This is a genomic window from Microbacterium horticulturae (assembly GCF_029094505.1).
Taxonomy (GTDB): Bacteria; Actinomycetota; Actinomycetes; order Actinomycetales; family Microbacteriaceae; genus Microbacterium; species Microbacterium horticulturae.
The window spans coordinates 674,185-700,262 of record NZ_CP119108.1 but is presented as its reverse complement, the minus strand read 5'-3'; the positions used below and the strand labels follow the sequence as shown (position 1 = coordinate 700,262).

Here is a 26,078-nt window from a genome sequence, read left to right as displayed (position 1 = left end):
TGCCGCGGCCGCCCGCGCTGCGTCAGTCGCGGTGGCCGGATCCGGGGCCGTAGAGCCGGGCGATGTCCTGTGCGGTGCCCCAGCTGTTGTTGGTGGGTGCCTGCGGCCAGCCCTCGGGGACGTCCTGCCACTCCTCCTGCCGACCGTACGGGAGGATGTCCACGAGCGGGAATGTGTGGGTGAGCACCTCGGTCCCGCGCGCAGTCGTGTGCCAGGTGCGATAGACGTCGTCGCCGTCGCGGAGGAACACGTTGACGGCGACGCCCCCGCCCACGGGCGCGTCCATGTCCGCACCGAAGGGGCTGTCGTAGGTCGAGTACCAGTCCATACGGTTGCCGGTCTTGTCGCGGTATGCGAGCGCTTCGCCGATCTCACCCTGTGAGACGACGACGAAGCGCGCATCGTTCTTGCCGAGGAAATCAAGCCGCGTGTACTGCGCGGTGAAGCCGGTGCAGCCGCCGCACTGCCACTCGGCCCCGCGATTCCACATGTGGTGGTAGGTGATCAGCTGCGACCGCCCCTGGAAGACGTCGGCGAGGCGGACCGGCCCCTCCTCGCCGACGAGCGTGTACTCGGGCAGCTTCACCATGGGCAGTCGGCGGCGCTGCGCCGCGATCGCGTCGAGCTCGTGCGTGGCGGCCTTCTCGCGCACTCGCAGCGCAGCGAGCTCGGCGCGCCAGGTGTCGGCGTCGACGACAGGGGGCAGTGCGGTGACCATGAGACCTCCCGGTGATGTAAACAATGTTCACATGGTATGTTGACAGCGTACACATCCTGGGCGGCACGTCAAGGGGAAAGATGCCGACACCGACACGCGAGCACTACCACCACGGCAACCTGCGCGAGGCGCTCGTGACCGCGGGCCTCGCGCTGGCCCGCACCGGCGGCCCATCCGCGCTGACCTTGCGCACGGCCACGCGTGACGTCGGCGTCTCGGCCAGTGCCGCGTACCGTCATTTCGCGGACCGCGATGCGCTGGTGGATGTCGTCGCCACCCGCATTCGTGACGCGATGGCCGCACGCATGCAGTCCTTCGAACCGGATGCCGCGACCGGGCGCGACAGGCTGAGGGCCGTCGGACTCGGCTACATCGCCTTCGCGCGCGAAGAGCCGGGCTGGTTCGAGACAGCGTTCGGCACGATCAGCGCGACGCCCGGGGCGACGGGCGCCCCCTCTCCCCTGCTCGCGCTCAGCGCCGCGCTGGACGCCCTGGTGCGCGACGGGGACCTCAGCCCCGAGCAGAGGCCGGGCGCCGAGTGGCCGTGCTGGTCAGCCGTGCACGGATTCGCACGGCTCTGGTTGCGCGGGCCACTGCGGCACCTGCCCGACGACGTCGCACAGGCCGCCGCCGAGCGCACGGTCGACACCGTGATCGCGGGGCTGCTGGTGGCGCGCCCGGCGTAGACCAGCGGCCTACGCCTGGAGCGAGATGCCTTCGGGCAGCGAGATCTCGGGCGCCTTCTCCGGCGCCTTGCGCAGCAGCAGGAGCATCATCTTCGAGGGCTCGAGCGCACGCACCGAGTGCGGGATGCGCGCGTCGAGGTGCAGGATGCCGCCGGGGCGCAGATGCTTCGTCACGCCCTCCGCGGTGAATGTCAGGTGGCCTTCCAGCGCTTGGACGATGATCGGCCCGGGCGCCGTGTGCTCGGTGAGCTCGGCGTCAGTGTCGAAGGCGAAGACGACCGCCCGCGCACCGTCGGCCGACAGCGCCACCTGCGAGGTGCGCCTGCCCGGCTCGACGACCACGAGCGCGTCGATGTTCTCGACGGCAGTGATTCCCATGCCTTTCATCCTGCCGCGGATTCACAAGGCGAGGGCCGATGTATCAGGATGCAGGGCCGTGTGCTCTCTGCTGACAACTGACAGTGCGGGCCCGGTGCGGACTCCGACTCTGGGGAGTGTCGGGGTCCGGGCTTTACGGGGGACGTTGCCGGGACCGCACTGTCGTCCATTCGTCACTGGGGAGGGCGATCGTGGGCGCACTGGAGATGACGACGGGCACGCTGGGGAGCGTCGACCTCGACCCGGGGATCCGGGCCTGGGTCGATGCCGTGCCCGCATTCGACGACGGGTACTCGCGGCGGCGCGCGCTTGCAGCGCTGCGCCGCCGCGGCCCGGAAGGCGTCACGGCGCTCGCACGGGCATATCGCGCGCATGACGACGCCGACGCGCTGCGCACGTCACTCGTGCAGTGCGCCGCCGAGTTGGGCACCGCCGAGGCCGGCTGGCTCCTCATCGAGGTGCTGGATGCCGACATCCACCCCTTCGCGTCGGTTGCGATGGAGACGACACAGCGCGTGATCGCCCTGCGCGGGCTGACGCCGCTCGCTTCCACCGGCGACCGCGACGCCGCCGACGCGATAGCGCGGGCGATGCGGCATCCCCTCTCGTCCGTCCGCTACGCGGCGTACGCCACGGTCCGCAGCCTGCCGGACGAGATCCAGCGATCCGCCGAGCTGCGGTTCGGTCTGCTGGTGCTGGCCGACGAGTTCCGCGATCTGTACGAGGTGGATGCCGCGGACTAGGCGATCTGCGTCTGCTGGTAGAGCGCGAGCCGTGGCACGCCGTCGACAAGACGGTAGACGCTGCTCATCAGAGCCCGGAAGGGTGCTTCACCGTCGCGCACAGCGGTGGCGTGGTAGACGAGCGCTGCCGCGTCGACACCCAGCCCGATCATGCGGGCATCGGCGATCTCGAAACGGTCCCACGCCGGGGCGCCGGCGAGCGAGACGGCGACCTCGTCACGATCGAGCACCATACCGTTCACGAGCACCATCACCCCGTCAGACGTCATGACCTCCCCATAGAAGGCGGCGCCGTCGCTGCGGCAGAGCGCCTCCCAGCCATGGCGTTCGATTTCGAGCAGGTCGTCCAGGCACAGCGGCATGCGGCCGACGATACCGGCCGCCGGTCGCGAGGTCATTCGCGGCTCCGCGCGCCATGCCACTCGGGTCACTCGTCACCGCGCCGGAACACGGCCTGGCCCGCACGCAGCTCGGCGGTGAGCGGCTCGAGCATCGGATCCTGCAGCAGCTGCGGCGCAGGATCTGTCACGGTACCCCGTGCCGCATCGCCGATGCCATCGGCCGCGGCCGCGAGCCGCTCGACCTCGTCGGGGTCGACGGCGGCGGCATCGCCGTGCAGGATGATCGCCGTGGTCGCGTCGACGGCGCGCTCGAGTGCCACGATGACCGGCCACCAGCCGGCGGCGGTGCGACTCACCGGCGGCGGCTCGCTCAGCGCCTGCTGCAGCTTGGTGCGCAGATCGGACAGCTCGCGGTAGGCCTGGCGTCGCGCCGTCTGCCGCACGCCCGGCACCGTGCCGAACCCGATCCGGATGTAGTCCGCCAGCGCCGCGGCCGCCCGCGCGATGCGGGGGCCGAAGCGTGAACGTGAGCGCCAGGTGTCGGGCCACGGCAGGTAGCCGACGACGAGCACGATCAGGCAGCCGACGGCGGTGTCGCTGACGCGTCCGATGGCGAGGTCGAAGCCGCCGCCTGCACCCAGGTCGAGCAGCATCACGATGACGGGCGTCAGGAACACCGTGAAAAGACCGTAGTTGCGCCGCTGCGCGAACGGCATCAACGCCGCGAACACCACGATCGCGATCAACGGCACGACATGCCCCGGCGAGAGCGCGAGCAGGGCACTCCCGATGAGCACACCGAGCACCGTCCCGATGCCGCGCTGCACGGCCCGCGCGAAGACACTGCCGAAGTCGGGCTTGAGCGTGACCGCGATGGTCATGACGATCCAGTACGGACGCTCGCCGGTGTACAGCGCCGCCACGATCTCACCCACGACGAGGCACAGCACGAGCCGCAGGATCGGCGTCCATGTCTCGCGGCCGCCGGCGATGGCATCCCGCACTCCCACCAGTCGCGCACGCAGCGTGGTCTGCGCCGTCGTCGCACCGGGCAGGCGCATAGCCCGGGTGATGGGCGACGGCTCGGCGGCAGGCGTCGTCGCGGCACGCGCGTTGTGGCGCGCGAGTTCGTCGACCGCCTCGAGCCCCGCGGCCAGGTCGCGCCACTCAGGCCGCTCGAGCACCGCGAGCCAGAGCAGATCCACCGGCGGATCGGCGCGCGCTATGCGCGCGCTCATGTCACGCACCCAGGCGATGATTTCAGGCGGGATGCCGCGGCTCGACACCGCGCGCATCGTCGTGACCTCGATCACCGGGGTGGCCGCGTTGAGGAACGCGGCCTGTCGGCGGATGTGGGGGTCGCGGCCGCCGACTCGAGCGCGAGAGGTCGTGACGATGTCGTACGCACGGTTCATTGCGAGGGTGAGGCGGTTGCGCGCGTCGCCCGTGTTGGTGGTCCCGCCACACGCCGCCATGTAGTCGGCGAGCCGCGCGTAGACGTCGGCAACGGCATCCCGTCCCGGATCGCTGGCCAGCACCCGGCTCTCGACGACCGCGAGCAGCACCGCCCATGAGGCTCCGACGACATAGCCGACGGGCGGCAGCCACGCGGGCACGTCGCCGAAGTCGGCCCCCGAAGCGACGATCAGGTAGATGAGGAACTGCAGCGACGCCACCGACGCGACCGCACCCTGCAGGCTCAGGATGCCGCCGACAAGTCCTCCGGCGACGACGCACGAGGCGGTCAGCAGCGGGTGCCCGGCGATCAGGCCGCCGAGCACGAAGCCGATGAACCCGCCGGTGGTCGCCCACCCGACGCGTGCGACGCGCGACCGCATCGTGCCCTCGGCGTCGGTGACGCTGCCGGCGAGCGCGCCGATCGAGACGAGAAGTCCCAGCCCGAGCTGGCCGAAGACGGCGCCGAGTGTGACCGGAAGCGAGATAGCGACGGCGACCCGCACCATGCGCATCCACGGCACCGGCAGATGCTGCTGGCGCGCGAGCTCGCGCACCCATCTCGGGCCGGACACGGCATCAGCCTACGTCGCGCGACCGGCTCGGTCCCGCGCGACGGGCTGGCATGCGGCCGGCTCAGCGGTTCCAGCCGCCGGGCGGGCCGATGAGCAGCAGCGCCGTCATGATGACGGCGATGCCGACGACGAACGTGACGATCAGCGTGACGGGATGGTTCAGCATCCACCGCAGGAATCGGCGCGTCCAGAACTGGTCGCGCGGGTCGTCGGTCGCCTCGAGGTGCCAGTCTCCCTCGAGAAGCCCGCGGCGCTCGAGCCAGCGGTCGAACGGGATCGTCGCATAGGGCACGATGGCGGTGGCGACGGCCCCGACGATTCGGGCGGGGCTCCAGCGCTGGTTCACGCCGATGAGGACCGCGGTCATGCCATAGGTGATGAACACGAAGCCGTGAATCGATCCGCCGATCAGCACCGGCAGCGATCCGAGACCCGCGACGTATTTCAGCAGCATCCCGGCGATCAGCAACGTCCACGTGATCGATTCGGCGATCGCGACCGTGCGGTACCAGCCGCGCGGGCTGATGCGGTTCAGCAGCGCGGGGCGCGCCGCGGTCCGTTCGTCGGTGGTCATGGGTGACTCCATTCGGGTCGGAGTGGTGGTCATGAAACCAGTCTCGAAGGGGGATGCCGCGGGCACATCGACCGAAATGATGAGTGGTTCGGTTCCCCTGCTGTCAGCGCTCGGCGTCGGCGCGCCGGCTCAGGGCAGGATTCCCTGCTCGCGCGCCCGTGCAACGGCCTGGGTGCGGCTGTCCACGTCGAGCTTCGTGTAGATGTGGCCGAGGTGCGTCTTCACGGTCGCGGCGGTGAGGAACAGCGCCTTCGCTATCGCCTCGTTCGAGTGCCCAGCCGCCACATGCTCGAGCACCTCGATCTCGCGCGCGGTCAGCGTCGCCGCGGGCGACCGCACGGCCTCCAGCACCCGGACCGACAGCTCGGGTGCCCACGCGGTGCGGCCGGCCGCGGCATCCCGAATCGCGTGGATGATGGTCTGCGGCGCGGCATCCTTCAGCAGATAACCTGCCGCGCCTGCCTGTGCCGCACGGTAGATGTCGTGATCGGTGTCGTAGGTGGTGAGGATGACGACAGCCGGCGCCGCATCGAGCGCACGCAGCGTGCGGGTCGTCGCGATGCCGTCGGCGCCCTCGCCCAGACGCAGATCGCACAGCACGACGTCGGGGCGCAGCGTCGCGCACAGCGCTATGGCCTCGGCACCGTCGGCCGCCTCGCCCACGACGTCGAGCTCGGGGTCCGAGGTCAGCACGGCCCGCAGCCCCGACCGCACGATGGGGTGGTCATCGACGATCACCACCGAGACGCTCATTCGTCCTCCTCCGCACGCCGGGCGGGCGCGAGTGGAACGTGGGCCGAGAGGGCGGTCCCGGCATCCACCGCCGCCTCGATGTCGAGCCCGCCGCCCAGTTCACGCAGCCGGTCCCGCATGGCGCGCAGGCCGTATCCGCCGTCGCCGCCGACCCATTTCTGCAGATCGAAGCCGCGGCCGTCGTCGACGATGTCGAGGCGGATGCCGTCGCCGACGTCGGCGAGATGCACCACGACACGGCTCGCGCCCGAGTGCAGACGAACGTTCGACAGCGCCGACTGCGCCGTGCGCAGCAACGCGACATCCACCTCCACCGGCAGTTGCGGCAGATGGTCGTCGGCATCGAGGGAGGTGAGGATGCCGGTGTCTTCGGCCAGCCGGTCGAGCATGCGCCGCAGCGACACGACGAGGGTGCCCTCCTGCAGCTGCGCCGGCGCGAGCGCTGCGACGATGCGGCGCACGTCGACGAGCCCGGTCTCGGCGACGGTCGCGATGCGTTCGAGTGTCGGGTCCTCGGGCTGCGCCCGTGCGAGAAGCACAATGGCCGACAGCGACTGGGCGATCGTGTCGTGGATGTCGCGCGAGAGGCGCGTGCGCTCCTGGAGGATCCCCGACTCGCGCTGGGTCGCGCCGAGCTCGTCGTGCAGGCGGGCCATGTCGTCTTGCGCTTGCAGCAACGAGGAGACCAGCCGCTGACGCTCGCGCGCGTCGGCGAGCAACCGCAGATAACCGCGCGAGATGCCGTAGGCGAACAGACCGCCGACGACCGGGCCGACGATGTACGCGGTGTCGACGTGGCCGGTGCGTGCGATGGGGGCCGTGATCACGACGGCGAGCACGACAGCGCTGAACACCGCCGCCGGCACCGTCGCCATCATCTGACCCGCCAGCAGCCACAGCGGGAACGCGAGCCAGATGAACTCGGGCGCGAACGCCGAGGCGGCCGCCCAGATCACGGCGAGCACGATCAGCCAGACGACGGCGAGCCGGTGTGACCGGCGGCGCCGCGCCAGCACCGCCCCTGCGATGTACCAGACGACGAAAGCGGCAGCGGCCGACAGCGCCAGGATCGGACGGTCAGCCTGCAGCGCGCTGACGGCGCCGATGACCACCAGCACGGCGGTGATCGCGTGCAGACCCGCCCGCATCATCCGTGTCGCCGTTCCGGTGGCCATCGGTGCTCGCTCTCAGTCGTCGGCGCTCACACCGACCAGCTCGGGGTCGGGCAGCGCGTCGTCTTGACGGTAGCGCGGCGCGGGCCGGTGCGGCCACCAGATGCGGTCACCGGTGAGGGCGAACAGCGCCGGCACGACGATCGTGCGCACGACGAGGGTGTCGACGATCACGCCGAGGCCGACGATGAGACCCAGCTGTCCGAGCGTGACGAGGGGCAGCACGCCGAGCGCCGCGAACACTCCCGCGAGCACGATGCCTGCGCTGGTGATGACACCGCCGGTGGATGCCACGGCCCGGGCCATGCCGCGACGTGTGCCGTGTTCGTCGGCCTCGGTCTTCGCCCGGTGCACGAGGAAGATCGTGTAGTCGATACCCAGTGCCACCAGGAAGATGAACGCGAGCAGCGGCACCGGCAGATCGAGCGATTGCCATCCGAACAGGGTGCGGCCAAGCCACGCGCCGGCACCGATCGCGGCGGCGGCGCTGGCGAGGTTCACGAGCAGCAGCAGGATCGGCGCGACCAGCGAGCGCAGTAGCACCACGAGCACGACGAGGCTGATGGCCAGCACGAGCGGCGCGATCAGCAGCAGGTCGCGCCAGGCTCCATCGCGCGCATCCACGTCGGTCGCCACCGCGCCGCCGACCAGCGCGTCGGCGCCGGGCACCTCGTGCACGGCCGTGCGCACGTCGCGCACGAGATCGAGGCTCGCGTCCGACCCGGGCTCGGGCTCCCCCACCACGACGATCTTGGCAATCGGGGTGCCGTCGACGGTTGCGGTGTCGTGGGAGGTCATCGCGCGCGTGACACCGGGCACGTCTTGTGCGGCGTCGGCCACGGCCTGCGCATGGTCGGCGTCGGCGACGATGATCATGGGCTGCGCCTCACCCGCCGGGAAGTGCGCGGCCACGGTCGTCAGGCCCGTCGCCGACTCGGAGCCGCCGCGGAACTTCTCCACCTGGGTGAGGCCGACGGTGGTGCCGAACAAGCCGGCGGCCATGACGCCGACGACCACGAGGCCACCCACGAGCGCCGGGGTCGGGCGCTTCACGACCCGGTTGGCGATGCCGCCCCAGACACGGCCCTGGGCCGCGTGCTCTCTGGGTCGTGGCGTGAACGGCCAGAACACGCGACGGCCGCAGACGGCGAGCACGGGCGGGAGGACGAGAAGAACGCATGCCGCGGCGATGAGCAGCCCCACGGCGGCAGCGATGCCGAGCCCGTGCGTGCCCGGGATCACGGCGAACACGAGGGTCGCCAGCGCCAGCACGACCGTCAGGTTCGAGGCGACGATCGCGGGCACGGTCTTGCGCCAGGCGACGGCGAGCGCCGTGCGGTGGTCGTCGTGTCGCGCGAGCTCTTCGCGATAGCGCGAGATCAGCAGCAGCGCGTAGTTCGTGCCGGCGCCGAAGACGAGGACGCTGACCACGCCGGTGTCGAACTGAAGGTTCCAAGCCGTGCTGAGGGCAGCAGTGACTTTGGCGGCGAGCTGGTCGGCGATGCCGATCACGGTCAACGGCAGCAACCACAGCACCGGCGAGCGATAGGTGATGACCAGCAGCAGCGCGACGATCGCGATCGTCACGAGAAGCAGGGTGATGTCGGCACCGGCGAACGCGTTCGTGATGTCGGCGCCGAACGCGGGGCCGCCGGTGACGAGCACGTCAAGGCCCGCGGCATCCACACCCGCGATCGCATCGCGGACGGCGTCGACCCTCTCCGCATTCGTGCCGGAGTCATCAGACACCGTCAGCGGCGCCTGCATGACCGCGGCCTCGCCGTCGTCGCTGACGGTGACGCGGCCCGGCTCGTGGCCGGTCTGCGCGTCGATGATCGGGGCAAGGTCGGCGAACGCGGCCTTGTCGGCGGCGGTCAGCACGCCCCCGTCGGTACGGACGGCGACGACCGACAGAGACTGCACGTCATGGCCCGGGAACTCATCGAGCACGGCCTGCGCCTGCGCCGATTCGGACGAGGCGGGAGCCGCGTCGTTGCCGCCGGGCGCTTCGGCGCGACCGAACAGGCCGAACAGGCCGACGAAGACGAGAACGGCGAGCGCGAGGGCTATCCAGGCACCGCGGCGCGAGGTCAGGCGCGCAGGGAACGACCGGGCGGAAGAGGGTTCGGGATGCATGCTTCCAGTTCAGCCGCGGCATCCATCCTCCACATCGGGTGCAGGGGTGAGATCGAGGTCAGCCTTTCGGGGGATGGCTCACGTGGATGTGAGCTCGCCTTCTCTGGCGATGACAGGCCACAGCGTGGCGACGACGCGTTCGGCGAAGTCGGCTGGCACATCGTGGCCGTACCGATTGAAGTCGGCGAAGTAGCTCCCGAACGAAAGGCTCACGACCATATCCACGTCGACGTTCTGGCGCACGGCACCCCGCCTCTGGAGTTCGATGAGCACATCGGTGAGTTCCTGGCATCGTGGTTGATTGCCCAGTTCCCTCATCTGCGCGATCAGGCCCGGCTCGCGCGCCGCTTCGGCCATGAAGTTGCCGTGCAGGGTCATCGCGCGCGGATTGTGGAAGCGCGGATCGAGCCGACGCACGGCTTCGACCACGGCCTCTCGCGGAGTGAGATCGTCCAGCTCCAGCGGCGGGTACGCTTCCCGTTGTTTGCGCAACCCGTATCGCAGGGCGTCGATGACCAGCTCGTACTTGTTCGGCCAGCGTCGATACAGCGTGGGGCGCGTCACGCCGGCATCGGCGACGATGTCGCCGATCGTCATCGCCGAGTAGCCCTTTGTCGCGAGCAGCATGCGCGTCGATTCAATGATCGCCTCTTCGATGATCGGGTCACGGGGGCGTCCGCCCGACCCGGTCGGTGTCTGTGATCTGCGGCTCTTCTCAGACATCGTCGTCGTCCCTTCGTCATCATCCCGTGCCGTTTCGTTACACAACTTGACTGTAACGGATAACCATGGCTAGTGTTCCGAGCATCGGGTTTCGTTACATAGATTAGCTGTAACGTAACCCGCCGCGCACGAACATCTGGAAGGGCATGACATCGATGACAACAACACTCATCACCGGAGGAAACCGCGGATTGGGCTACGAAGTCGCCCGTCGTCTGCTCGATGCAGGGCAGACGGTCTGGATCGGGTCGCGTGACGCGTCCGCCGGGCAGGAAGCCGCCGACGGCCTTGGAGCCCACTTCGTGCAACTGGACGTGACCGACGACGCGTCCGTCACGTCGGCCGTTGCGACGATACGAGCATGGGTGGGACATCTGGACGTCCTCATCAACAACGCAGGCATCCTCGGCGAGGTCGCAGCTCCTGGAGACATGACTGCGGACCAGCTGCGTCCCGTGTACGAGACCAACGTCTTCGGCCTGGTCCGCGTCACGCGCGCCTTCCTTCCGCTACTGCGGAAGGGGACCGATCCGTCGGTGATCAACGTCACCAGCGGCATGGGCTCATTCGCGCTGACGCACGATCCTGCACGAGTGGAGTCCCAATACACGCTCGCGGCGTACGGCTCCTCCAAGAGCGCGGTCACCATGCTCACGACGCAGTACGCGAAGACGATCCCGGAGATCCGGTTCAATGCCGTGGACCCGGGCCAGACGGCAACCGACTTCACCGGCAACGTCGGGCAGACCGTTGCAGAAGGCGCGGAGGCTGCCGTTCGTCTCGCCACCCTCGGCCCAGCGACACCGACCGGAACTGCCTCCGACCGCACCGGCACCCTGCCCTGGTGAGCGCACATCCCGGCCGCCCGGTCATACCGCGACCCGGCGCACCGCCATGTGCGCGCCGGCCGCCGTCGCTGACCGACCCAGCTCATCAGATCCGAAAAACAACCCAGGAGGAAGACAAATGTCTACCAGCAACCCGAAGAACATCGCCCTCGAACCCGCCGCACAGGCCTTCGTCGACGCCACCGCGAACCCGCCGTTCCTGTACCAGCTCGCCCCGGAGGACGGACGCAAAGCCGTCGACGGTGTGCAGGACGAGCCCATCTGGAAGCCCGAGATCGATGAGGAGTGGATCACCGTCGAGGGCGGCCCGACCGGGTCGGTCGTCACCCGCATCGTCAAGCCGAAGGGAGCGACTGGCGTTTTGCCCGTCGTGCTCTATACGCACGGCGCAGGCTGGGTCTTCGGCGACGCCCACACCCACGACCGCCTCGTCCGCGACCTCGCCGTCGGTACCGGCGCGGCCGTCGTGTTCCCCGAGTACGACCGCGCCCCGGAGCACCAGTACCCGGTGCAGAACGAGCAGTCGTACGCTGTCGCGCAATGGGTCGTGCAGCACGGCGCCGAGAAGGGCCTCGATGGGTCCAACGTCGCGATCGCCGGCGACTCGGTCGGCGGCAACATGGCCATCGCTCTGAACCTCATGGCGGAAGAGCGCGGCGATGTGAAGTTCAAGGGCGCGGTCCTGTTCTACCCGGTCACCGACGCGACGTTCGACACCGAGTCGTACAAGGAGTTCGCAGACGGGTACTTCCTCGCGCTCGACGGCATGAAGTGGTTCTGGGACCAGTACACGACGAGCGAGGAGGAGCGGGCGCAGATCACCGTATCCCCGCTTCGGGCGACGGAAGAGCAGTTGGCCTTCTTCCCGCCGACCCTCGTCATCAACGGAGAGGCCGATGTGCTCCGCGATGAGGGCGAGGCGTTCGCCGCGAAGCTCCGCCGTGCCGGCGTCGATGTGACCCAGGTGCGCTACGCCGGGATCATCCACGACTTCGTGATGGTCAACAGCATGCACAAGACTCACGCCGCGAAGGCCGCTGTCGCGCAGGCGATCGCCCACCTGAAGGCATCCCTCTCGGCGTGACCGAAACCGCAGTTGTGGCCCACGTTCGAAGCGCGGGCCACACCTGCACCTTTCCGAATGGAGAACCGGTGGCCGACCAGCCCATTCCGGAGAAGCCCTCCGCGCCGGCGACGGCGGCGGACGCCGCTCGAGACGTCGACGACGCCGATCGTGACGGACCTGCTCAGAATTCTGCGGCGGCGCCCGGACGCCTCCGGCGTCGAGACGATGCTGAAGCCCAGCGGGCCGCGACGCTGGAGCTGTTCTACGACCTTGTGTTCGTCTTCACGATCACTCAGGTCTCACATCTGCTTCTGAGCAACCTGACCTGGGTGGGAGCCGGCCAGGCGGCGATCGTCCTGCTCGCCGTGTGGTGGTCGTGGAATTACACGACGTGGGCCACGAACGAGCTCGATCCGGAGACCAATCCCGTCCGGCTGGTGCTGATCGCCCTCATGCTCGGGAGTCTGCTGATGGCCATCGCCGTTCCCCATGCCTTCGGCGAGCGCGGCCTTCTGTTCGTTGCCGCCTACCTTGCTATTCAGGTGGGCCGTCACTCCTTCCTCACCTTCGTGGTGGCTGCCCGTGGGAGCGTGGAACGAGAGCAAGCCGGACGGATCCTTGCCTGGTTCCTGATAGCCGGCGTGTTCTGGATCGCTGGAGGGCTGGCCGAAGGCGGATGGAGAGCAGGGCTGTGGTCGTTTGCCCTTGCCCTCGACTACATCGCCCCCCGCATCTTCTTCCCACTCCCCGGTCGGCGCCGGCTCGTGGCCGGGTCCTGGCGCCTGGCCACCGGCCACTTCACCGAGCGATTCGGGCTGATCGTGATCGCTACTATCGGCGAGACGATCATCCAGACCGGCGCGACGACCGCGGGACGTGAGCTGGATGCCGCTACCGCGGCCGCGTTCATCAGCGCTTTCACCGGATCAGCAGCACTGTGGTGGCTGTACTTCGTCTCCACACGAGATCTCGGCGAGCGCTCCCTTGGCGCGAGGGAGAACCGAACCAATCGCGCGCGAGACATCTACACCTACGGGCACGTCCTCATCGTCGCCGGGATCATTCTGACGGCCGTGGGCGACGAGATCGTCATCGCGCACCCGCTGGAGCCGTTAGGGCGTGCAGAGCTGATCGCCGTCAGCGCTGGACCGATGCTCTTCCTTCTTGCGCAATTCGCTCTACAGCTGCGGGCGACGCGTCGCGTCGGATACGTCCGGTTGGTCGCCATCGCGGCGTGCGCGGGGCCAGGACTGTTCGGTGGCGCTCTTCCTGCGCTGCTGATCAGCACAGCGCTTGTCGCGGTGCTCATCAGCGTGGCGCTGAGCGATCAGCTCGCCGAGATACGGTTGACCCGCGCCGGAGGATCGATTCGCACCTGTGAGTAGGTTCGGGAGATGACAAGTTTGTCATGAGAATTACGAAAAGATAACGCCGGGGGGTGGCGCCCGTTACCTTCTCGTTATACAGTTATCGAACGGTGGTTGTTTTGCTGTGGCAGCCACCGGCATGTGATTGCAGGACACTCTTGGTGCAAGGGACAAGGGCCGGTCGAGAGCCTCTCCGACCGGCCCTTACTCTGTCTGCGGCATCCCCTGCCGGCACCGCAGAAGCGCCTTCTTCTCACCGTGCACCGGACGCCGTTGCGCACCGCCGAAGAGGTTGCCCTGCCGCGTGCGGAGTGTGAGGCTCGGCATATGAGCACCTCCCCCTGGCACAACGCCCTCTTCTCCGACGGCTGGCGCGCGGGCGCCGGTGCGCCGCTCACCGTCACGGCACCGGCGACCGGCGCCGTCATCGACACCGTCGCACAGGCCGATGCCACCGACCTCGACCGCGCCGTGGCCTCGGCGACGGCCGCGCAGAAGGACTGGGCGAAGGCGCCCTACGCCACCCGCGCCGCCGTCATGTTGAAGGCGGCGCAGCTGCTCGAGGCCGACCCCGCCCGGCTGACGGACGTTTTGATCCCCGAGAGCGGATCGGGCCGCGGCAAGGCTGATTTCGAAGCCGGGCTGGTCATCAGCGAGTTGCAGGAGGCGGCGGCTCTGGCATCCCACCCCTACGGCGAACTGCTGCGCAGCGTCAAAGACCGCACCTCGATCGCCCGGCGCGTGCCGCTCGGCGTCGTCGGGGTGATCTCGCCGTTCAACTTTCCCGCGATACTGTCGATGCGCTCGGTCGCTCCCGCGCTCGCGTTGGGCAACGCGGTCATTCTCAAGCCCGATCCGCGCACCTCGGTCTCGGGCGGTTTGGCCCTGGCCGCGCTGTTCGAAGAGGCGGGCCTGCCGCAGGGCGTGCTGCACGTGCTGCCGGGCGGCGGCGAGCTCGGCGCAGCCTTGGTCGCGCATCCCGGAGTGCCGTGCATCTCGTTCACCGGATCGACGCCCGCCGGCCGCAAGATCGGCGAGGCGGCCGCGCCCCTCTTGAAGCGGGTGCATCTCGAGCTCGGTGGAAACAACGCGATGCTCGTGCTGCCCGACGCCGACGTACACGCGGCGGCCTCGATCGGCGCGTGGGGGTCGTTCCTGCATCAGGGGCAGATCTGCATGACCACGGGGCGGCATCTCGTGCACCGCTCCCAGGCTGACGAGTACATCGCTGCACTCACGGAGAAGGCACGCGGCATCCCGGTCGGAGATCCGGAAGAAGGGATGCCGCTGGGTCCGGTCATCGACGAGAAGCAGCGCGATCGCGTGCACGGGTATGTCACGGCCGCCGTCGAGCACGGTGCGACGCTCGCCGTGGGCGGCGAGTACGAGGGACTGTTCTACCGGCCGACGGTACTGACGGATGTCGCGACCGACAACCCCGCCTGGGCTGAGGAGATCTTCGGGCCGGTCGCACCGATCCAGGTCTACGACGACGTCGACGAGGCGATCGACGTAATCAACGCATCGGAGTACGGACTGTCGGTGTCGATCATCACGTCGAACCCGTACGCCGCGTACGAGCTGTGCGACCGGATCGAATCGGGCGCCGTGCACATCAACGATGCGACGGTGGACGACGAAGCCGTGATCCCGTTCGGAGGGTCGAAGGCCTCGGGCGTCGGCGGACGCTTCGGCGGACCGCGCGCGAACCTCGACACGTTCACCGAAACGCAGTGGGTCACGATGCAGAGTCGGGTGGAGGGGTATCCGTTCTGAGTGCGGGATGTCGCGGGCCCGGCGTGGCTCCGGCGTTGGGCGTCCGTCTCCTTGTTTCACTCACTAGAAGGTCGGTGAAGCGCATCGACTCCTCCACAAGCAGCCTCGATTCCGGACCTTCCCGAGTTGTCCACAGATATCAGAGCTGATCTGGGATTCGTCGCGTTCCAATGTCGGTGGTGGGCGGCATGATGGAAGCATGAACACGGCACCCGCGGACCTGATCGAGACCCTCACCGGTCTCGACAGCACGCTGAGTGACATCGTGCATGAATCGCTCGCGGCCGACGCGGTGCGGACCCTGTCCGACACCGAACTGCTCGAACTGACCCGGGTCACCGAAGCACTCGGCCGGCGCGTCGACGCGCTACGGATCACCACCGCCGCCGAGGTCGATGACCGCTCCCGCACCGAACTGGGGGAAGAGCGCCTGTCTGCCCGGTCCGGGTGCTCGACCGCCGCGGATCTGCTGTGCCGGGTCACCGGGATCGCGTCTTCCACAGCGCGGGCCCGGATCCGGCAGGGCCGGGCGGTCGCTGTCCGCACTACGTTGACCGGACAGCCGCTGCCGGCCCGGTTCCTCACCGTGCGGGAAGCACTCATCGACGGGGGCATCGGGGTCGACTCAATCACCGCGATCACCAGCATTCTGAACCCGATCGCCGATCGCACCGACCCTGCCCAGTGGGCTGCGGCCGAGTACGAACTGACCGCCGCAGCCACCGGCAACAGCACCGACCAGGCACCGGCATGCACCGCCGATGAGACCCGCATCCAAGCCAAAGTCTGGGAACTGGTCCTCGACCCCGACGGCACCCTCCCCGACTTCGAGCGCGCCGCCCGCAAACGCGCGCTCCGGTTCGGCCCCGACCAGGGCGGCATCCGCCCGGTCAACGGATGGATCCTCTCCGACATCTACGAACAGTTCCGCCACCTCTCCGACGCGATGACCAACCCCCGCGTCACCACCCTTCCCGACCCCTCCGGCGGTGTGGCCTTCAGCGAGAACCCCGAGGGTGAGGCGCACACCCACGACGAGCCCCGGGACCCCCGCACACATGCGCAGAAACTGCACGACGTGCTCGCCACCATCCTGAACATCGCCGTACGCTCGGCCGACGCACCCACCCTGGGTGGCGCCGCGCCCGTCACGGTCATCACCATCGACGACAACGACCTGCACCCCGACCGCCACGACACCAGCGAACACGACGACCACGACCAGGACCGTGACCGGGACCGGGAGGGTGAGGAGAGTGTCGGATTCATCAACGGCACCGACTGCACCGTCCCCGCCTTCGTCGCCCGCCAAGCCGCCTGCAACGCCGGCACCCAACACCTGCTCTTCGGCACCGACGGGCGCATCATCGCCCTGGGCACCCCGAACCGCACCTTCAACGCCAACCAACGCAAAGCCATCATCGCCCGCGACGGGACCTGCATCATCCCCGGATGCAACATGCCCGCCACCTGGTGCGAAATCCACCACGTCATCCCCCACAGCAAAGGCGGACCCACCCACGTCGACAACGGCGTCCCCCTGTGCTGGTGGCACCACCGCACCATCGAAACCAGCGGATGGCAAATCCGAATGGTAGACGGACTCCCCCAGGTACGCGCACCACGCAACCTCGACCCCACCGACACCTGGCGACCCACCCACGGGTCCCTCCACCGAGCCCGCAACACACTCCGCAGACGACTCAACAGCAGCAGAACAAGAGCACCCGCCACCGAACAGATCAGACGCACGTGACGCCCGCGCCGACCAACCACCACGCCGCCATCGGTTCGGCCGATTCCAGGATCGATACGGCTGCTCACGAGTCGCTTCGACTCGCGCTTATGACGCTCGCCCCTGCGGCGCTCGCTCAACAGCCAAGAACCCGAACGCGGCCAGACCGCGTCGACGCGCCAAGACCCGTACTGAGCGAGAACAGCGAGACGAAGCGCCGCTCGGTAACCGAGAACTCTGCGCCGGACGGGTGCCGCACAAACATCACGGGATCAGCCCTGGATCAACCCGGGATCAGACCTCTGAATCAGGCCCCGCACCTACACCCGGGATCAGGCCCGGGAACCACACGCGGGGAGCAGACACGGGGAGCAGACGCAGGATCAGACGCAGGATCAGACGCCGCCGCCCCCGCCACCGCCGCCACCTCCGCCGGAGAAGCCACCGCCGCCGGAGCCGCCCGACGTCGATGACGACGACGCCGCCGTCGCCGACAGCGAGCTGATACCCGCCGCGAAGGTCGCCGCGTTGAAGGCCGCCATGTTGCCGCTGTACCAGTACGGCCCTTCTCCGGCCGGATACATCGTCGCGAGCTGCTGCGCCCACTCCTTCTCCTGACCGAACACCACCGCGTACGGCAGCAGCGCCTCATAGATCTTCAGCACCTGGCGCTTGTCATTGACATCCACGGGCGTCTTCTCGGCGCCGGACGGCGACTGCAGCATCCTGATCCGATCCGCCTCGGCCCACTCGATGAACATCTTCAGCCCCTCGAGATGGTCGCGCACCTCCGCACCATCCGCGGTCAGCGGCGATCGCGCGATGAGAATCATCGAAGCCACGAACGCCGCCACGCCGGCCATGAGCAGGATCCCGCTCGCAGCCGCCGACACGTACATCGCCATGGCGATGACTCCGGCACCCACCGAGACGAGCAGGCCGATGAACGCCAACAGCACCGGCAGGCGACGTGCGTACCGAGTGTCGACGCGCTTCCAGCGCCGCCGCTTCACCTCGGCCGCGCCCCACTTGAGCATCTTCTGCCCTGCCTTGGCGAAGCGACTGTTCGACTTCCCGAAGGTGAAGACGTCACCGGGCATCGGCTGGTCGCCGAACATGCCGGCCAGCAGCATCCTGCCGTCCTTGTCACCCGAGCGCGACGCATCGACGAGTTCCGCCTGCATCTTGTGCGTGCCGAACACACGCCGTTCGCCCTCGATCATCCGGATGCTGCCACGAATGGCCTGCTCGAGCACCTCCGCCGGCACCGCCTTCGACGTCGCCCCGCGCAACACCGCCGCCAACAGCGCGTCCACGTTCTTCGGCGGCGTGTACTCGGCGATGATCGTCGGGCGTCCCGGTGCATCCCGAAGCCTGCGCACCCGCACGAGGATCGCCGACACGACGGACGCCAGCGCCGCGAGCACGCCGACGCCCTGCACCCAGCCCCACGGCGATGCGAGCAGCGACGGATCGAAGGGCGTGAACGTGCCCGCGGTGAAGCCGACCGCGATCGTCATGTTCTCGCGTGCGTCCAGCTCGCGGGCCTGCGCGTGCACGGTCACCGCGCCGCCGTCACCGGGCATTGACGTGATCTCGCACGTGTCGTTGATGCCGTACGCACCCTGGTAGCACGACTGCCGCCCGGTGAGGGCGCCGGCGAGATCCGCAGGCACGTGCAGCGTGGCATCCACCGTTCCGAACGGCTGCCCCCAATCGGTACCGTTGACGTCCCAGTAGAACTCGTCGGCGCCGGTGTCGGAGAAGTGCCAGGTCACGTGCCGCGCCGTGTATGTGAACACGAACGTCTGCGGACCGTGCAGGTACTGGTCGCTGCGCGAGGTGATCGTGAACCATCCGTCGTCGTCGTCGGTGTCGGCCGGACGCGGATCGCCGTTCTCATCGGTCACCGACACGAGATGCAGGTTCAGCGGCTGCCCGTTGTACGTGTCGGGGATCGCCCGCTTCATGCCGTGATTCTGATCGGTCTGCGGAAAGTCCGCGACGAACGTCTCCACCACCTTCAGCGTGCTCGTGCCATCGTCCTCACGCCCGAGCGTGTAGTCGACGTCAAGGCTCGAGAACGAGAAGTCGTCGACGTCCGCCGAAACGGGGCCGACGGCCGACACCGGCTCAGCGCCGACGGACGGCAGCACCGCGGCCGCGGCCGGCCCGACCCAGAGGAGGGATGCCGCGGCCACCGCGGCCGCGACGAGAAGAGCACGCAGATATCGAGGCATCTCTGCCAGCCTATGGGGCCGGATACGCTGGAGCGATGACCGACCGTCGCCTGGCCGTCGCCGCCTGGGAGAGCCTGTTCCGCGCGCAGCATGAGATCTTCACGCAGATCAGCGGAGATTTCGATGAATCGACGCTGAGCCAGGCCGAGTACGACGTTCTGCTCACCGTCACGCGCGGACCGCAGATGACCGCACGACTGCGCGACGTGACGGCCAACATGCTCATCAGCCAGCCGAGCGTCTCGCGACTCGTCGAGCGGATGGTCGCCCGCGGCCTCATCGCCAAATGCCCCGACCCCGACGACCGGCGCGGTTCGCTCGTGCGGGCGACCGAGGAGGGGGCTTCACGCTTTCGCGCCATCGCCACTGCGCACGCCCGCGGCATCGCCGAGAAGATGACCCCGCTCGACGACGACGAGCTCGCCCACCTCAAGCGCCTGACCGACAAGCTGCGCGGGCGCCCAGCCGGCTGAAGCGGTGCACAGCGCCGGCGGTGGCGTGAGGCGGCCGGCTCACCACCGGTTGTGCACGTCTTCGGCCCATCCCTCGATGCCGTCGAACCCGATCGTCTCGCCGTCGGCAGCGGTGAACGTTCCCGCCCACGTGCCGAAGCACTGATCGGTGCGCGATGAGAGCACGAGCAGGTTCGTGCGGGACTGCTTGTCGTAGAAGGGGGTGAAGGATGCCACGAGCCCGCCGCCGTGGATCCGCCACGGCGTGAGCGGCTCGGCAAGGTCGTACTCCCACACGAGTTCGTCGTGGATCTTGTGCAGCCGTCCGTCCACGACCAGACCGTTCTCGGTCTGCCCGGTGCCGTCGGTCCACCTGCCGCCGACCTGTATGCCGATCGTGCGGCGGTGCGCGACGCCCGATCCCGCACCCCAGTTCCATCGCACGTCATACGGCCACCGGCCGCGCCCGTGGTCGAGCACCGCCCAGCCCTCGGGCAGTTCATGCGTGGTCCCGTCGACGGTCACGGTGCCGGATGCCGGCAGCGCGACATCCTTCACCGTGTACTGAAACCGGTTCGCACTCCACGGCACGACGACGGCCAGGCACTCGTGACCCTTCGGCCGCGACACCGTGATGTCGAACGACGCCCGCGGGAAGCGGGCGCGCAGACGCACCTGCGGCGCGGCCCCGTCGCGCAGCTCGCCGGAGGGCTCGACGTCGAGCGCGAGGCCCCTCGCGCGGGCACGGGCCGGCGCGGCATCCAGCCGCCCCGGCATCTCGACACCGCGCTGCGGCAGCACGGTCGCGCCGTGGCGCAGCGACCGACCGGTCGACCGCTCGTACACCCAGGCCTCGTGCACGGCTGCGTAGTCGATCGCCGAGACCGTCAGGGCGAGGAAGTGCGTGGGCGTGATCACGCTCCAGTACTCCCAGCGCTTGTTACGGCCCCAGCTGCGCCCCGGCCCACGGCCGATGCCGGTCGTTTCGACGAGGGGATGCCGCGCCCACCCGACAGCGCCGGGGTTGAGCCGCCCGTCCGGACCGGTGAGCGAGACGGGCACGGTCAGTTCGCGGGCGGTCATGCGTTCTCCTCGTGGGATGCGGACGCGCCGGAGTGACCGCCCGACTCCGCCGCGGCGGCGCGCAGCGCGTCGTTCATCCGATGCGTGCGCTGCTCGTCGGCCTTGATGAAGCGGCGATCGTAGGTGACCAGGCCGTTGACCTCGTCTTCGACGTCGGACAGCTGTGTGTACACGAGGGCGGCGACGCCTTTGCGGATCGCCGGCGCGATCTCGCGCTCGTGCAGCCGCTCGAACGCCGCCTGCCACTTCTCGCGCGAGCGGTAGCGCCGGTAGCCGAACGTCTTCGTGCCGAACGTGTGCCCGGGAACGATGAGGCTGTACCCGCCGTATTCGGTCACCGCCAGCACGCGGTCATCGCGCCGGCGACGCGGCCGCACCGGCCGGAAGTAGATGTGCAGGCTCCGCAGATCTCCAGCGCCCTGGTCGTGCCACCCGCTGGCGTGATCGACCGGCCGGGTCGGATCGAGCTCGCTCACCACACCGGCGATGCGCGCAGCGTCGAACTGTCCCCACGCCTCGTTGAACGGCACCCACAGCGCAATCGAGGGCACCGACCGCAGATGCTCGATCATCTCGGCCAGCTCGACCTCGAACTGCTCGCGCCCGCGCTCATCCGCCCGCGCGAACGCCCGATAGCGATCGTCACGGATGGGCGGCGCACCGAACGCCGGCGCCGTGATGATCTGCGGCTTGTACGCCGTGCCTCCGTTGACGGCATCCTGCCACACGAGCATGCCGAGCCGGTCGCAATGGTGGTACCAGCGCATCGGCTCGACCTTGATGTGCTTGCGCAGCATCGTGTAGCCCAGACGCTTCGCGAGACGCACGTCGTACTCGAGCGCCTCGTCGGACGGCGCGGTGTACCCGCCGTCGGGCCAGTACCCCTGATCGAGCAGCCCGACCGGCAGGTACGGCTCGCCGTTCATCAGAAGACGCGGTGTCCCCGCGGCATCCCGACCCACTCCGAACGAGCGCATGCCGACATACGAGCGCACATGGTCGTCGCCGAGGGCGATCTCGACGTCGTAGAGGAACGGATCCTCGGGCGACCACGGACGCACCGGCTGCGGCAGCGCCACCCGCGTCGGCTGCCCGACGAGGACGGCGGTGGATGCCACGACCTCACCGTCGGCGAGCACGGTGACGGCCGCGGTCAGAGCGCCCTCTGTGTCGTTCGCATGGTCGGTGCCGACGGTGACCTCGATCTCGCCGGATGCCAGGTGCGGCGTGAGCACCAGCGTGTCGACGGCGACGCGCGGCACGACCTCGAGCCACACCGTCTGCCAGATGCCGGACTGCGGCGTGTACCAGATGCCCCCGCGCGAGCTCGATTGCTTGCCGCGGGCCAGCCATGAGGCATCGGTCACATCGCGCACGGCGACGACGAGCTCGTGCTCGGAGCGATCGGCCAGCGCGGCCGTCACGTCGACGACGACGGGCAGGTACCCACCCGTGTGGAAAGCGACCTCGACCCCGTCGACCGCGACGCGGCATGACTGGTCGACGGCATCCAGATGCAGGATGACGCGCTCGCCCTCGCCGCATTCGGCGGCGAACGTGCGGCGGTACCAGAGAGTCTCACGACTGTGCAGGGTACGACCCACCCCCGACAGCGGCATCTCGGGCGAGAACGGCACGACGATCTCGCCGTCCCACGCCTGCGGCGGCGCCGTCGGGTCGGCCACGGCGAGCGGGTCATCGGCGCCGCCCTGGCCGTCGTCGAACGGCACGATGGCGTAGTCCCACACACCGTTGAGGTTCTGCCACCTCTCCCGCACGAGCTGCGGTCGCGGATACTCGGGCAGCGGGGCTGCAGGGTCGAGCTGTTCGCCCCACCGGGTCAGCGGGGTCATACGGCGAGGTCCTCCGGATCGGGAGCGGGGGTCTTGCGGAGCGCGAGCACGGGAACCACGACGAACACCGCGACGATCGCGGCGGCGATGAAGATCCACGGAGTGGGCACCTGCTTGACCACTCCGAGGTCGACGTAGGTCTCGTCGGCGCCGATGATGACCGCCGAGCCGATGAAGGGACCCGCGACCATGGGGATGAGCACCATCGCGATCATCCGCAGACCCTGCACCATGCCGACGCGATCGGCCGGCGTCACATCACGCACGCTGGCCGACAGCGACGCCGTCGAGAGCATGAAGCCGCCCATCATGATCGTTCCGAAGACAATCACCGGCAGCATCCCGCGCACGAAGAACATGCCGACCAGGCCCACGATCATGAAGGCGACCGCGGGCAGGATCGCGGCGGTCTTGCCGATGCGGTCGATGAGCCGGCCGCCCAGCACACTGATCACCGCGGCGAGGATCAGGACGCTGGCCAGCACGATCGCGTACCCGTCGATGCGCAGGTACTTCTGAATGTAGATGATCAGGTACGGAATGAACACCTGCGTGCTCGTCCCGATCACCGCCCACGCCGCCAGCAGGATGTACAGCCGCGGGTTCTCGCGCACGGTACGCAGCTTCAGCCCGTTGATCACGGCGCCGAAGTAGCCGTCGGGCGGTGTGCGCGTCTCGGCGGGCTCGCGCACCAGGAAGAACGCGATCACGCCGACGACGGCGGTGGCGCCGCCGACGATGCTGAAGAAGAGCTTCCACTGGCCGTCCTGCGTGAGACCGTCGAGCGCCCCGAACACGATGAGCATGCCCATGAGCGGCATGATCGCGAGCACCCCGTCGACGCGGCCGCGATTGGCGGGAACCGTCGACTCGGTCACCCACGCGTTGAACGCGGCGTCGTTGGCGCCCGAGCCGAAGAACGACATGATGCAGTCCAGGGCGACGATGGCCACCACCGCGAAGCCGACGGCCTGCGCGGCATCCACCCCGCCCTCCGGCTGCACGAAGCCGAACATCGCCGTCGTGGCACCCCACAGGATGTAGCCGACCGCGATGAACGGCTTGCGTCGGCGCACCCGGTCTGAGGCGGCGCCGATGAGCATCGTGGCGAGCGTGGCGGCGATCGCGCTCGACGCGACGAGAATCGCGATCACGGTGGGATCAGTCGAGATCGTGTCGTAGACGAACACGTTGAGATACATGTTCTCGACAGTCCAGGCGAGCTGCCCGACGAGCCCCACGACGATGACGACGAGCCAGGACCGCGCAGAGAACGGCGCGCGCGGGCGCTCGGAAAGAGGGGAAGCGACGCGCACGGGCGTTGCGGGTTCGGTGGCCATCGGCATCCTCGCAGAAACTGACCGGTGTTCGGGTTCGGACAATCCTACGCTGTCTCGTTGTCCGTCAGCATTCGACGACGTTCACGGCGAGCCCGCCCTCGCTGGTCTCCTTGTACTTCGTCGACATGTCGATGCCGGTCTGGCGCATGGTCTCCACCACCGTGTCGAGCGGCACATAGTGCGAGCCGTCGCCACGAAGGGCGAGTCGCGTGGCAGTCACCGCGGTGGATGCCGCGATCGCGTTGCGCTCGATGCACGGGATCTGCACCAGGCCTGCGACCGGGTCGCAGGTGAGCCCGAGGTGGTGCTCCATGGCGATCTCGGCGGCGTTCTCGATCTGGCGGTTCGTGCCACCCATCACCGCGGTCAGCCCCGCAGCGGCCATCGCGCATGCCGAGCCGACCTCGGCCTGGCAACCGCCCTCAGCACCCGAGATCGACGCATTGGCTTTGAACAGCGAGCCCAGCGCGGCCGCCGTGAGCAGGTACCGACGGATGCCGCGGCGCCGGTTGGCCTCGGCGACGTCGGCGGACTCGCCCAACAGTGCGCTGCCAACCGGTTCGGCATCGGGCGTGACAGCGCGGGCTGCGCCCAGCCCCGAATCCGCAAGGAACCGCCACCAATACATGCCGACGGCCGGCACTATGCCTGCCGCGCCGTTGGTGGGCGCGGTCACGACGCGGCCGCCCGAGGCGTTCTCTTCGTTGACGGCGAGCGCGAACGCGCCCAGCCATTCACCGGGCAGCTCGCGGCCGCCGTCCGCCTGTGCCGACTCGAGCTGCGCGCGAAGAGCGCCGGCCCGCCGCTTGACCTTCAGGATGCCCGGCAGCACGCCGTCCGCGTGCAGCCCGGCCGTGATGCAGCCCGACATCGCGTCCCAGGTAGCATCGAGCGAGGCCGCGACCTCCTCCTCGCTGCGCAGCGCCTCCTCGTTGGCTCGAGCGACCTCGGCGATGGTGAGCGCGTGCGCATCGCAGAGCGCGAGCAATTCCGCCGCCGTGTCGAACGAGAACGGGAATGTGCGGGATGCCGCGGCCGTGGCATCCCCTTCCCGCCGGATGAATCCACCACCGACGGAGTAGTACGTCTCTTCGGCGAGCACGTCGCCGCCCTCGCCGAGCGCCGTGAGTGTCAGGGCGTTCGGGTGCCCGGGCATGCGCGTACGCGGAGCGAAGGCGATGTCGTCCTTGGCGAAGGCGACCTCGTGCGTGCCATTCACCCGCAGTCGGCCGCCGTCGGGCCAGTCGCTCCACGCACGGCGCAGCGCGTCGGGGTCGACCGTCTCGGGCTCGTCGCCGCGCAGCCCGGCGACGACGGCATCGGGCGTGCCGTGACCGAGGCCGGTGGCGCCGAGCGAGCCGAACAGGGTGCAGGTCACACGGGAGGTGCGGCCCAGGATCGGCGCGGCGCGCACGGCGAAGTCACGGGCCGCCCGCATGGGGCCGACCGTGTGGGAGCTCGAGGGTCCTACGCCGATGGAGAACAGCTCGAACGCCGAGACGTATGCGCTCACTCCTCCAGGCTAAGGGGTGCGCGGCGCGGTGGGTGCGGGCGGCGCGTGCAGAGCATCAGGTCTCACTGCCTGATGCTGCGCAGATCTGTCATCGTTGCGGGTCGCTGGTGTGCATGGTGCCCAACCGATCCACCCCGCGGCCGGCGACCCCCTCACCGCCGCTGGAAGGCCACCAGCCCGACCGTGTTGTCCTCGGTGTCGCGGATGAACGCCTGCCATTCATCGTGTCCCGCGGGCCCGAGCAGATCGGTCTCGTGCGTGAAGACCACCGTCGGTCGCGAGACGACCTCGGCGAGAGAGTCGATGCGCTCGAGCGTTTCGTGCACGTTGTCCACATGCAGATAGATCAGCGCCGACGGCGCGTTGCGATCGAGCAGGAGACGCACGCCGTCAAGGTCGAAGAACAGCAACCCGGGCGGATCGAACATCGCCGCCGGCTGCCTGCGCAGCAGCGCGGAGTAGAACGTGGCCGCCCGCTCGAGATCGTCGGCGTGCTGAGCCACCTGCACGAGCTTCATACGGCTCAGGGTAGACCCGCGTCTAGGCTTGCG

The 26,078-nt window shown here is 69.0% G+C and carries 24 protein-coding genes; 8 read left to right on the top strand and 16 right to left on the bottom strand.

Annotation, left to right across the window (positions count from 1 at the left end; genetic code table 11):
- Positions 1-22: 22 nt before the first annotated feature.
- The gene (locus tag PU630_RS03175) at positions 23-718 is read right to left on the bottom strand and encodes a DUF899 family protein (protein ID WP_275278908.1); all 696 of its coding nucleotides are present in this window, start codon (positions 716-718) and stop codon (positions 23-25) included.
- A gap of 80 nt (positions 719-798) precedes the next feature.
- On the opposite strand from PU630_RS03175, the gene PU630_RS03170 reads away from it, so the two are divergent.
- Positions 799-1,404, top strand: a complete 606-nt coding sequence (locus PU630_RS03170; RefSeq protein WP_275278907.1) for a TetR/AcrR family transcriptional regulator — start codon at positions 799-801, stop codon at positions 1,402-1,404.
- A 9-nt stretch (positions 1,405-1,413) separates the two neighbouring features.
- On the opposite strand, the gene PU630_RS03165 is transcribed toward PU630_RS03170, so the two are convergent.
- Positions 1,414-1,782 (bottom strand): cupin domain-containing protein, encoded by a 369-nt coding sequence (locus PU630_RS03165; protein ID WP_275278906.1) that lies wholly within the window; start codon positions 1,780-1,782, stop codon positions 1,414-1,416.
- Positions 1,783-1,973: 191 nt separating this feature from the next.
- Here PU630_RS03165 and PU630_RS03160 point away from each other — a divergent pair, with 191 nt between their 5' ends.
- A complete protein-coding gene (locus PU630_RS03160) occupies positions 1,974-2,525 on the top strand; it encodes a hypothetical protein (protein WP_275278905.1) in 552 nt (183 codons plus the stop codon).
- Here the strand turns inward: PU630_RS03160 and PU630_RS03155 are convergent.
- From PU630_RS03155 to PU630_RS03125, 7 genes are all read right to left on the bottom strand, one after another.
- Positions 2,522-2,923 carry a nuclear transport factor 2 family protein gene (locus PU630_RS03155; RefSeq protein WP_275278904.1) on the bottom strand — a complete coding sequence of 134 codons (402 nt, stop codon included), beginning with the start codon at positions 2,921-2,923 and terminating at the stop codon, positions 2,522-2,524. The two genes, PU630_RS03160 and PU630_RS03155, sit on opposite strands and share 4 nt — an antisense overlap.
- A 29-nt stretch (positions 2,924-2,952) precedes the next feature.
- Entirely contained in the window at positions 2,953-4,896 is a 1,944-nt protein-coding gene (locus PU630_RS03150; protein WP_275278903.1) for an FUSC family protein, read from the bottom strand.
- A gap of 61 nt (positions 4,897-4,957) precedes the next feature.
- Positions 4,958-5,470: a DUF3817 domain-containing protein gene (locus PU630_RS03145; RefSeq protein ID WP_275278902.1), complete on the bottom strand. Its 513-nt coding sequence runs from the start codon at positions 5,468-5,470 to the stop codon at positions 4,958-4,960.
- Positions 5,471-5,599: 129 nt separating this feature from the next.
- On the bottom strand, positions 5,600-6,223 hold the full coding sequence (locus PU630_RS03140; RefSeq protein ID WP_275278901.1) for a response regulator: 624 nt from the start codon (positions 6,221-6,223) through the stop codon (positions 5,600-5,602).
- A complete protein-coding gene (locus tag PU630_RS03135; RefSeq protein WP_275278900.1) occupies positions 6,220-7,398 on the bottom strand; it encodes a sensor histidine kinase in 1,179 nt (392 codons plus the stop codon). Before PU630_RS03135 ends, PU630_RS03140 begins: the two co-directional genes overlap by 4 nt.
- Positions 7,399-7,410: 12 nt before the next feature.
- Positions 7,411-9,531 carry an MMPL family transporter gene (locus PU630_RS03130; protein ID WP_275278899.1) on the bottom strand — a complete coding sequence of 707 codons (2,121 nt, stop codon included), beginning with the start codon at positions 9,529-9,531 and terminating at the stop codon, positions 7,411-7,413.
- A 78-nt stretch (positions 9,532-9,609) separates the two neighbouring features.
- Positions 9,610-10,254 (bottom strand): TetR/AcrR family transcriptional regulator, encoded by a 645-nt coding sequence (locus PU630_RS03125; RefSeq protein WP_275278898.1) that lies wholly within the window; start codon positions 10,252-10,254, stop codon positions 9,610-9,612.
- Between the two features lie 155 nt (positions 10,255-10,409).
- On the opposite strand from PU630_RS03125, the gene PU630_RS03120 reads away from it, so the two are divergent.
- The 3 genes from PU630_RS03120 (at position 10,410) to PU630_RS03110 (ending at position 13,553) form a co-directional block, all read left to right on the top strand.
- Positions 10,410-11,102, top strand: a complete 693-nt coding sequence (locus PU630_RS03120) for an SDR family NAD(P)-dependent oxidoreductase (protein WP_275278897.1) — start codon at positions 10,410-10,412, stop codon at positions 11,100-11,102.
- A 118-nt stretch (positions 11,103-11,220) separates the two neighbouring features.
- On the top strand, positions 11,221-12,186 hold the full coding sequence (locus PU630_RS03115) for an alpha/beta hydrolase (protein WP_275278896.1): 966 nt from the start codon (positions 11,221-11,223) through the stop codon (positions 12,184-12,186).
- Between the two features lie 68 nt (positions 12,187-12,254).
- Positions 12,255-13,553 (top strand): low temperature requirement protein A, encoded by a 1,299-nt coding sequence (locus PU630_RS03110; RefSeq protein ID WP_275278895.1) that lies wholly within the window; start codon positions 12,255-12,257, stop codon positions 13,551-13,553.
- Positions 13,554-13,739: 186 nt separating this feature from the next.
- On the opposite strand, the gene PU630_RS03105 is transcribed toward PU630_RS03110, so the two are convergent.
- Positions 13,740-13,862: a hypothetical protein gene (locus tag PU630_RS03105; RefSeq protein ID WP_275278894.1), complete on the bottom strand. Its 123-nt coding sequence runs from the start codon at positions 13,860-13,862 to the stop codon at positions 13,740-13,742.
- Between PU630_RS03105 and PU630_RS03100 the strand changes: the two genes are divergently transcribed.
- Both PU630_RS03100 and PU630_RS03095 read left to right on the top strand, forming a co-directional pair.
- Positions 13,863-15,311 carry an aldehyde dehydrogenase family protein gene (locus tag PU630_RS03100; protein ID WP_275278893.1) on the top strand — a complete coding sequence of 483 codons (1,449 nt, stop codon included), beginning with the start codon at positions 13,863-13,865 and terminating at the stop codon, positions 15,309-15,311.
- A 199-nt stretch (positions 15,312-15,510) separates the two neighbouring features.
- Positions 15,511-17,067: an HNH endonuclease signature motif containing protein gene (locus PU630_RS03095; protein WP_275278892.1), complete on the top strand. Its 1,557-nt coding sequence runs from the start codon at positions 15,511-15,513 to the stop codon at positions 17,065-17,067.
- 374 nt (positions 17,068-17,441) lie between these two features.
- Here the strand turns inward: PU630_RS03095 and PU630_RS03090 are convergent, their stop codons facing one another.
- Positions 17,442-19,286 carry a DUF2207 domain-containing protein gene (locus tag PU630_RS03090; protein WP_275278891.1) on the bottom strand — a complete coding sequence of 615 codons (1,845 nt, stop codon included), beginning with the start codon at positions 19,284-19,286 and terminating at the stop codon, positions 17,442-17,444.
- 35 nt (positions 19,287-19,321) lie between these two features.
- Here PU630_RS03090 and PU630_RS03085 point away from each other — a divergent pair, with 35 nt between their 5' ends.
- Entirely contained in the window at positions 19,322-19,759 is a 438-nt protein-coding gene (locus PU630_RS03085) for a MarR family winged helix-turn-helix transcriptional regulator (protein ID WP_275278890.1), read from the top strand.
- 39 nt (positions 19,760-19,798) lie between these two features.
- Here the strand turns inward: PU630_RS03085 and PU630_RS03080 are convergent, their stop codons facing one another.
- The 5 genes from PU630_RS03080 to PU630_RS03060 all read right to left on the bottom strand — a co-directional run bounded on the left by PU630_RS03080 (position 19,799) and on the right by PU630_RS03060 (position 26,045).
- Positions 19,799-20,821, bottom strand: a complete 1,023-nt coding sequence (locus PU630_RS03080) for a DUF2804 domain-containing protein (RefSeq protein ID WP_275278889.1) — start codon at positions 20,819-20,821, stop codon at positions 19,799-19,801.
- Positions 20,818-22,674: a glycoside hydrolase family 2 protein gene (locus PU630_RS03075; protein ID WP_275278888.1), complete on the bottom strand. Its 1,857-nt coding sequence runs from the start codon at positions 22,672-22,674 to the stop codon at positions 20,818-20,820. Before PU630_RS03075 ends, PU630_RS03080 begins: the two co-directional genes overlap by 4 nt.
- Positions 22,671-24,014: an MFS transporter gene (locus PU630_RS03070; RefSeq protein WP_275278887.1), complete on the bottom strand. Its 1,344-nt coding sequence runs from the start codon at positions 24,012-24,014 to the stop codon at positions 22,671-22,673. The genes PU630_RS03075 and PU630_RS03070 overlap by 4 nt, the downstream gene beginning before the upstream one ends.
- A 64-nt stretch (positions 24,015-24,078) precedes the next feature.
- Positions 24,079-25,527, bottom strand: coding sequence for an L-serine ammonia-lyase, iron-sulfur-dependent, subunit alpha (locus tag PU630_RS03065; protein ID WP_275278886.1), 1,449 nt, complete (start codon positions 25,525-25,527; stop codon positions 24,079-24,081).
- A gap of 152 nt (positions 25,528-25,679) precedes the next feature.
- The gene (locus PU630_RS03060) at positions 25,680-26,045 is read right to left on the bottom strand and encodes a VOC family protein (protein ID WP_275278885.1); all 366 of its coding nucleotides are present in this window, start codon (positions 26,043-26,045) and stop codon (positions 25,680-25,682) included.
- Between the last annotated feature and the right edge of the window lie 33 nt (positions 26,046-26,078).

Bases quoted from the DNA above. Each gene is read 5' to 3' on its own strand.
- PU630_RS03075 (WP_275278888.1), bottom strand. From the start codon at position 22,674: ATGACCCCGCTGACCCGGTGGGGCGAACAGCTCGACCCTGCAGCCCCG.
- PU630_RS03115 (WP_275278896.1), top strand. From the start codon at position 11,221: ATGTCTACCAGCAACCCGAAGAACATCGCCCTCGAACCCGCCGCACAG.
- PU630_RS03135 (WP_275278900.1), bottom strand. From the start codon at position 7,398: ATGGCCACCGGAACGGCGACACGGATGATGCGGGCGGGTCTGCACGCG.
- PU630_RS03130 (WP_275278899.1), bottom strand. From the start codon at position 9,531: ATGCATCCCGAACCCTCTTCCGCCCGGTCGTTCCCTGCGCGCCTGACC.
- PU630_RS03070 (WP_275278887.1), bottom strand. From the start codon at position 24,014: ATGGCCACCGAACCCGCAACGCCCGTGCGCGTCGCTTCCCCTCTTTCC.
- PU630_RS03060 (WP_275278885.1), bottom strand. From the start codon at position 26,045: ATGAAGCTCGTGCAGGTGGCTCAGCACGCCGACGATCTCGAGCGGGCG.
- PU630_RS03120 (WP_275278897.1), top strand. From the start codon at position 10,410: ATGACAACAACACTCATCACCGGAGGAAACCGCGGATTGGGCTACGAA.
- PU630_RS03175 (WP_275278908.1), bottom strand. From the start codon at position 718: ATGGTCACCGCACTGCCCCCTGTCGTCGACGCCGACACCTGGCGCGCC.
- PU630_RS03170 (WP_275278907.1), top strand. From the start codon at position 799: ATGCCGACACCGACACGCGAGCACTACCACCACGGCAACCTGCGCGAG.
- PU630_RS03095 (WP_275278892.1), top strand. From the start codon at position 15,511: ATGAACACGGCACCCGCGGACCTGATCGAGACCCTCACCGGTCTCGAC.
- PU630_RS03085 (WP_275278890.1), top strand. From the start codon at position 19,322: ATGACCGACCGTCGCCTGGCCGTCGCCGCCTGGGAGAGCCTGTTCCGC.
- PU630_RS03090 (WP_275278891.1), bottom strand. From the start codon at position 19,286: ATGCCTCGATATCTGCGTGCTCTTCTCGTCGCGGCCGCGGTGGCCGCG.
- PU630_RS03125 (WP_275278898.1), bottom strand. From the start codon at position 10,254: ATGTCTGAGAAGAGCCGCAGATCACAGACACCGACCGGGTCGGGCGGA.
- PU630_RS03165 (WP_275278906.1), bottom strand. From the start codon at position 1,782: ATGGGAATCACTGCCGTCGAGAACATCGACGCGCTCGTGGTCGTCGAG.
- PU630_RS03155 (WP_275278904.1), bottom strand. From the start codon at position 2,923: ATGACCTCGCGACCGGCGGCCGGTATCGTCGGCCGCATGCCGCTGTGC.
- PU630_RS03145 (WP_275278902.1), bottom strand. From the start codon at position 5,470: ATGACCACCGACGAACGGACCGCGGCGCGCCCCGCGCTGCTGAACCGC.
- PU630_RS03140 (WP_275278901.1), bottom strand. From the start codon at position 6,223: ATGAGCGTCTCGGTGGTGATCGTCGATGACCACCCCATCGTGCGGTCG.
- PU630_RS03100 (WP_275278893.1), top strand. From the start codon at position 13,863: ATGAGCACCTCCCCCTGGCACAACGCCCTCTTCTCCGACGGCTGGCGC.
- PU630_RS03105 (WP_275278894.1), bottom strand. From the start codon at position 13,862: ATGCCGAGCCTCACACTCCGCACGCGGCAGGGCAACCTCTTCGGCGGT.
- PU630_RS03080 (WP_275278889.1), bottom strand. From the start codon at position 20,821: ATGACCGCCCGCGAACTGACCGTGCCCGTCTCGCTCACCGGTCCGGAC.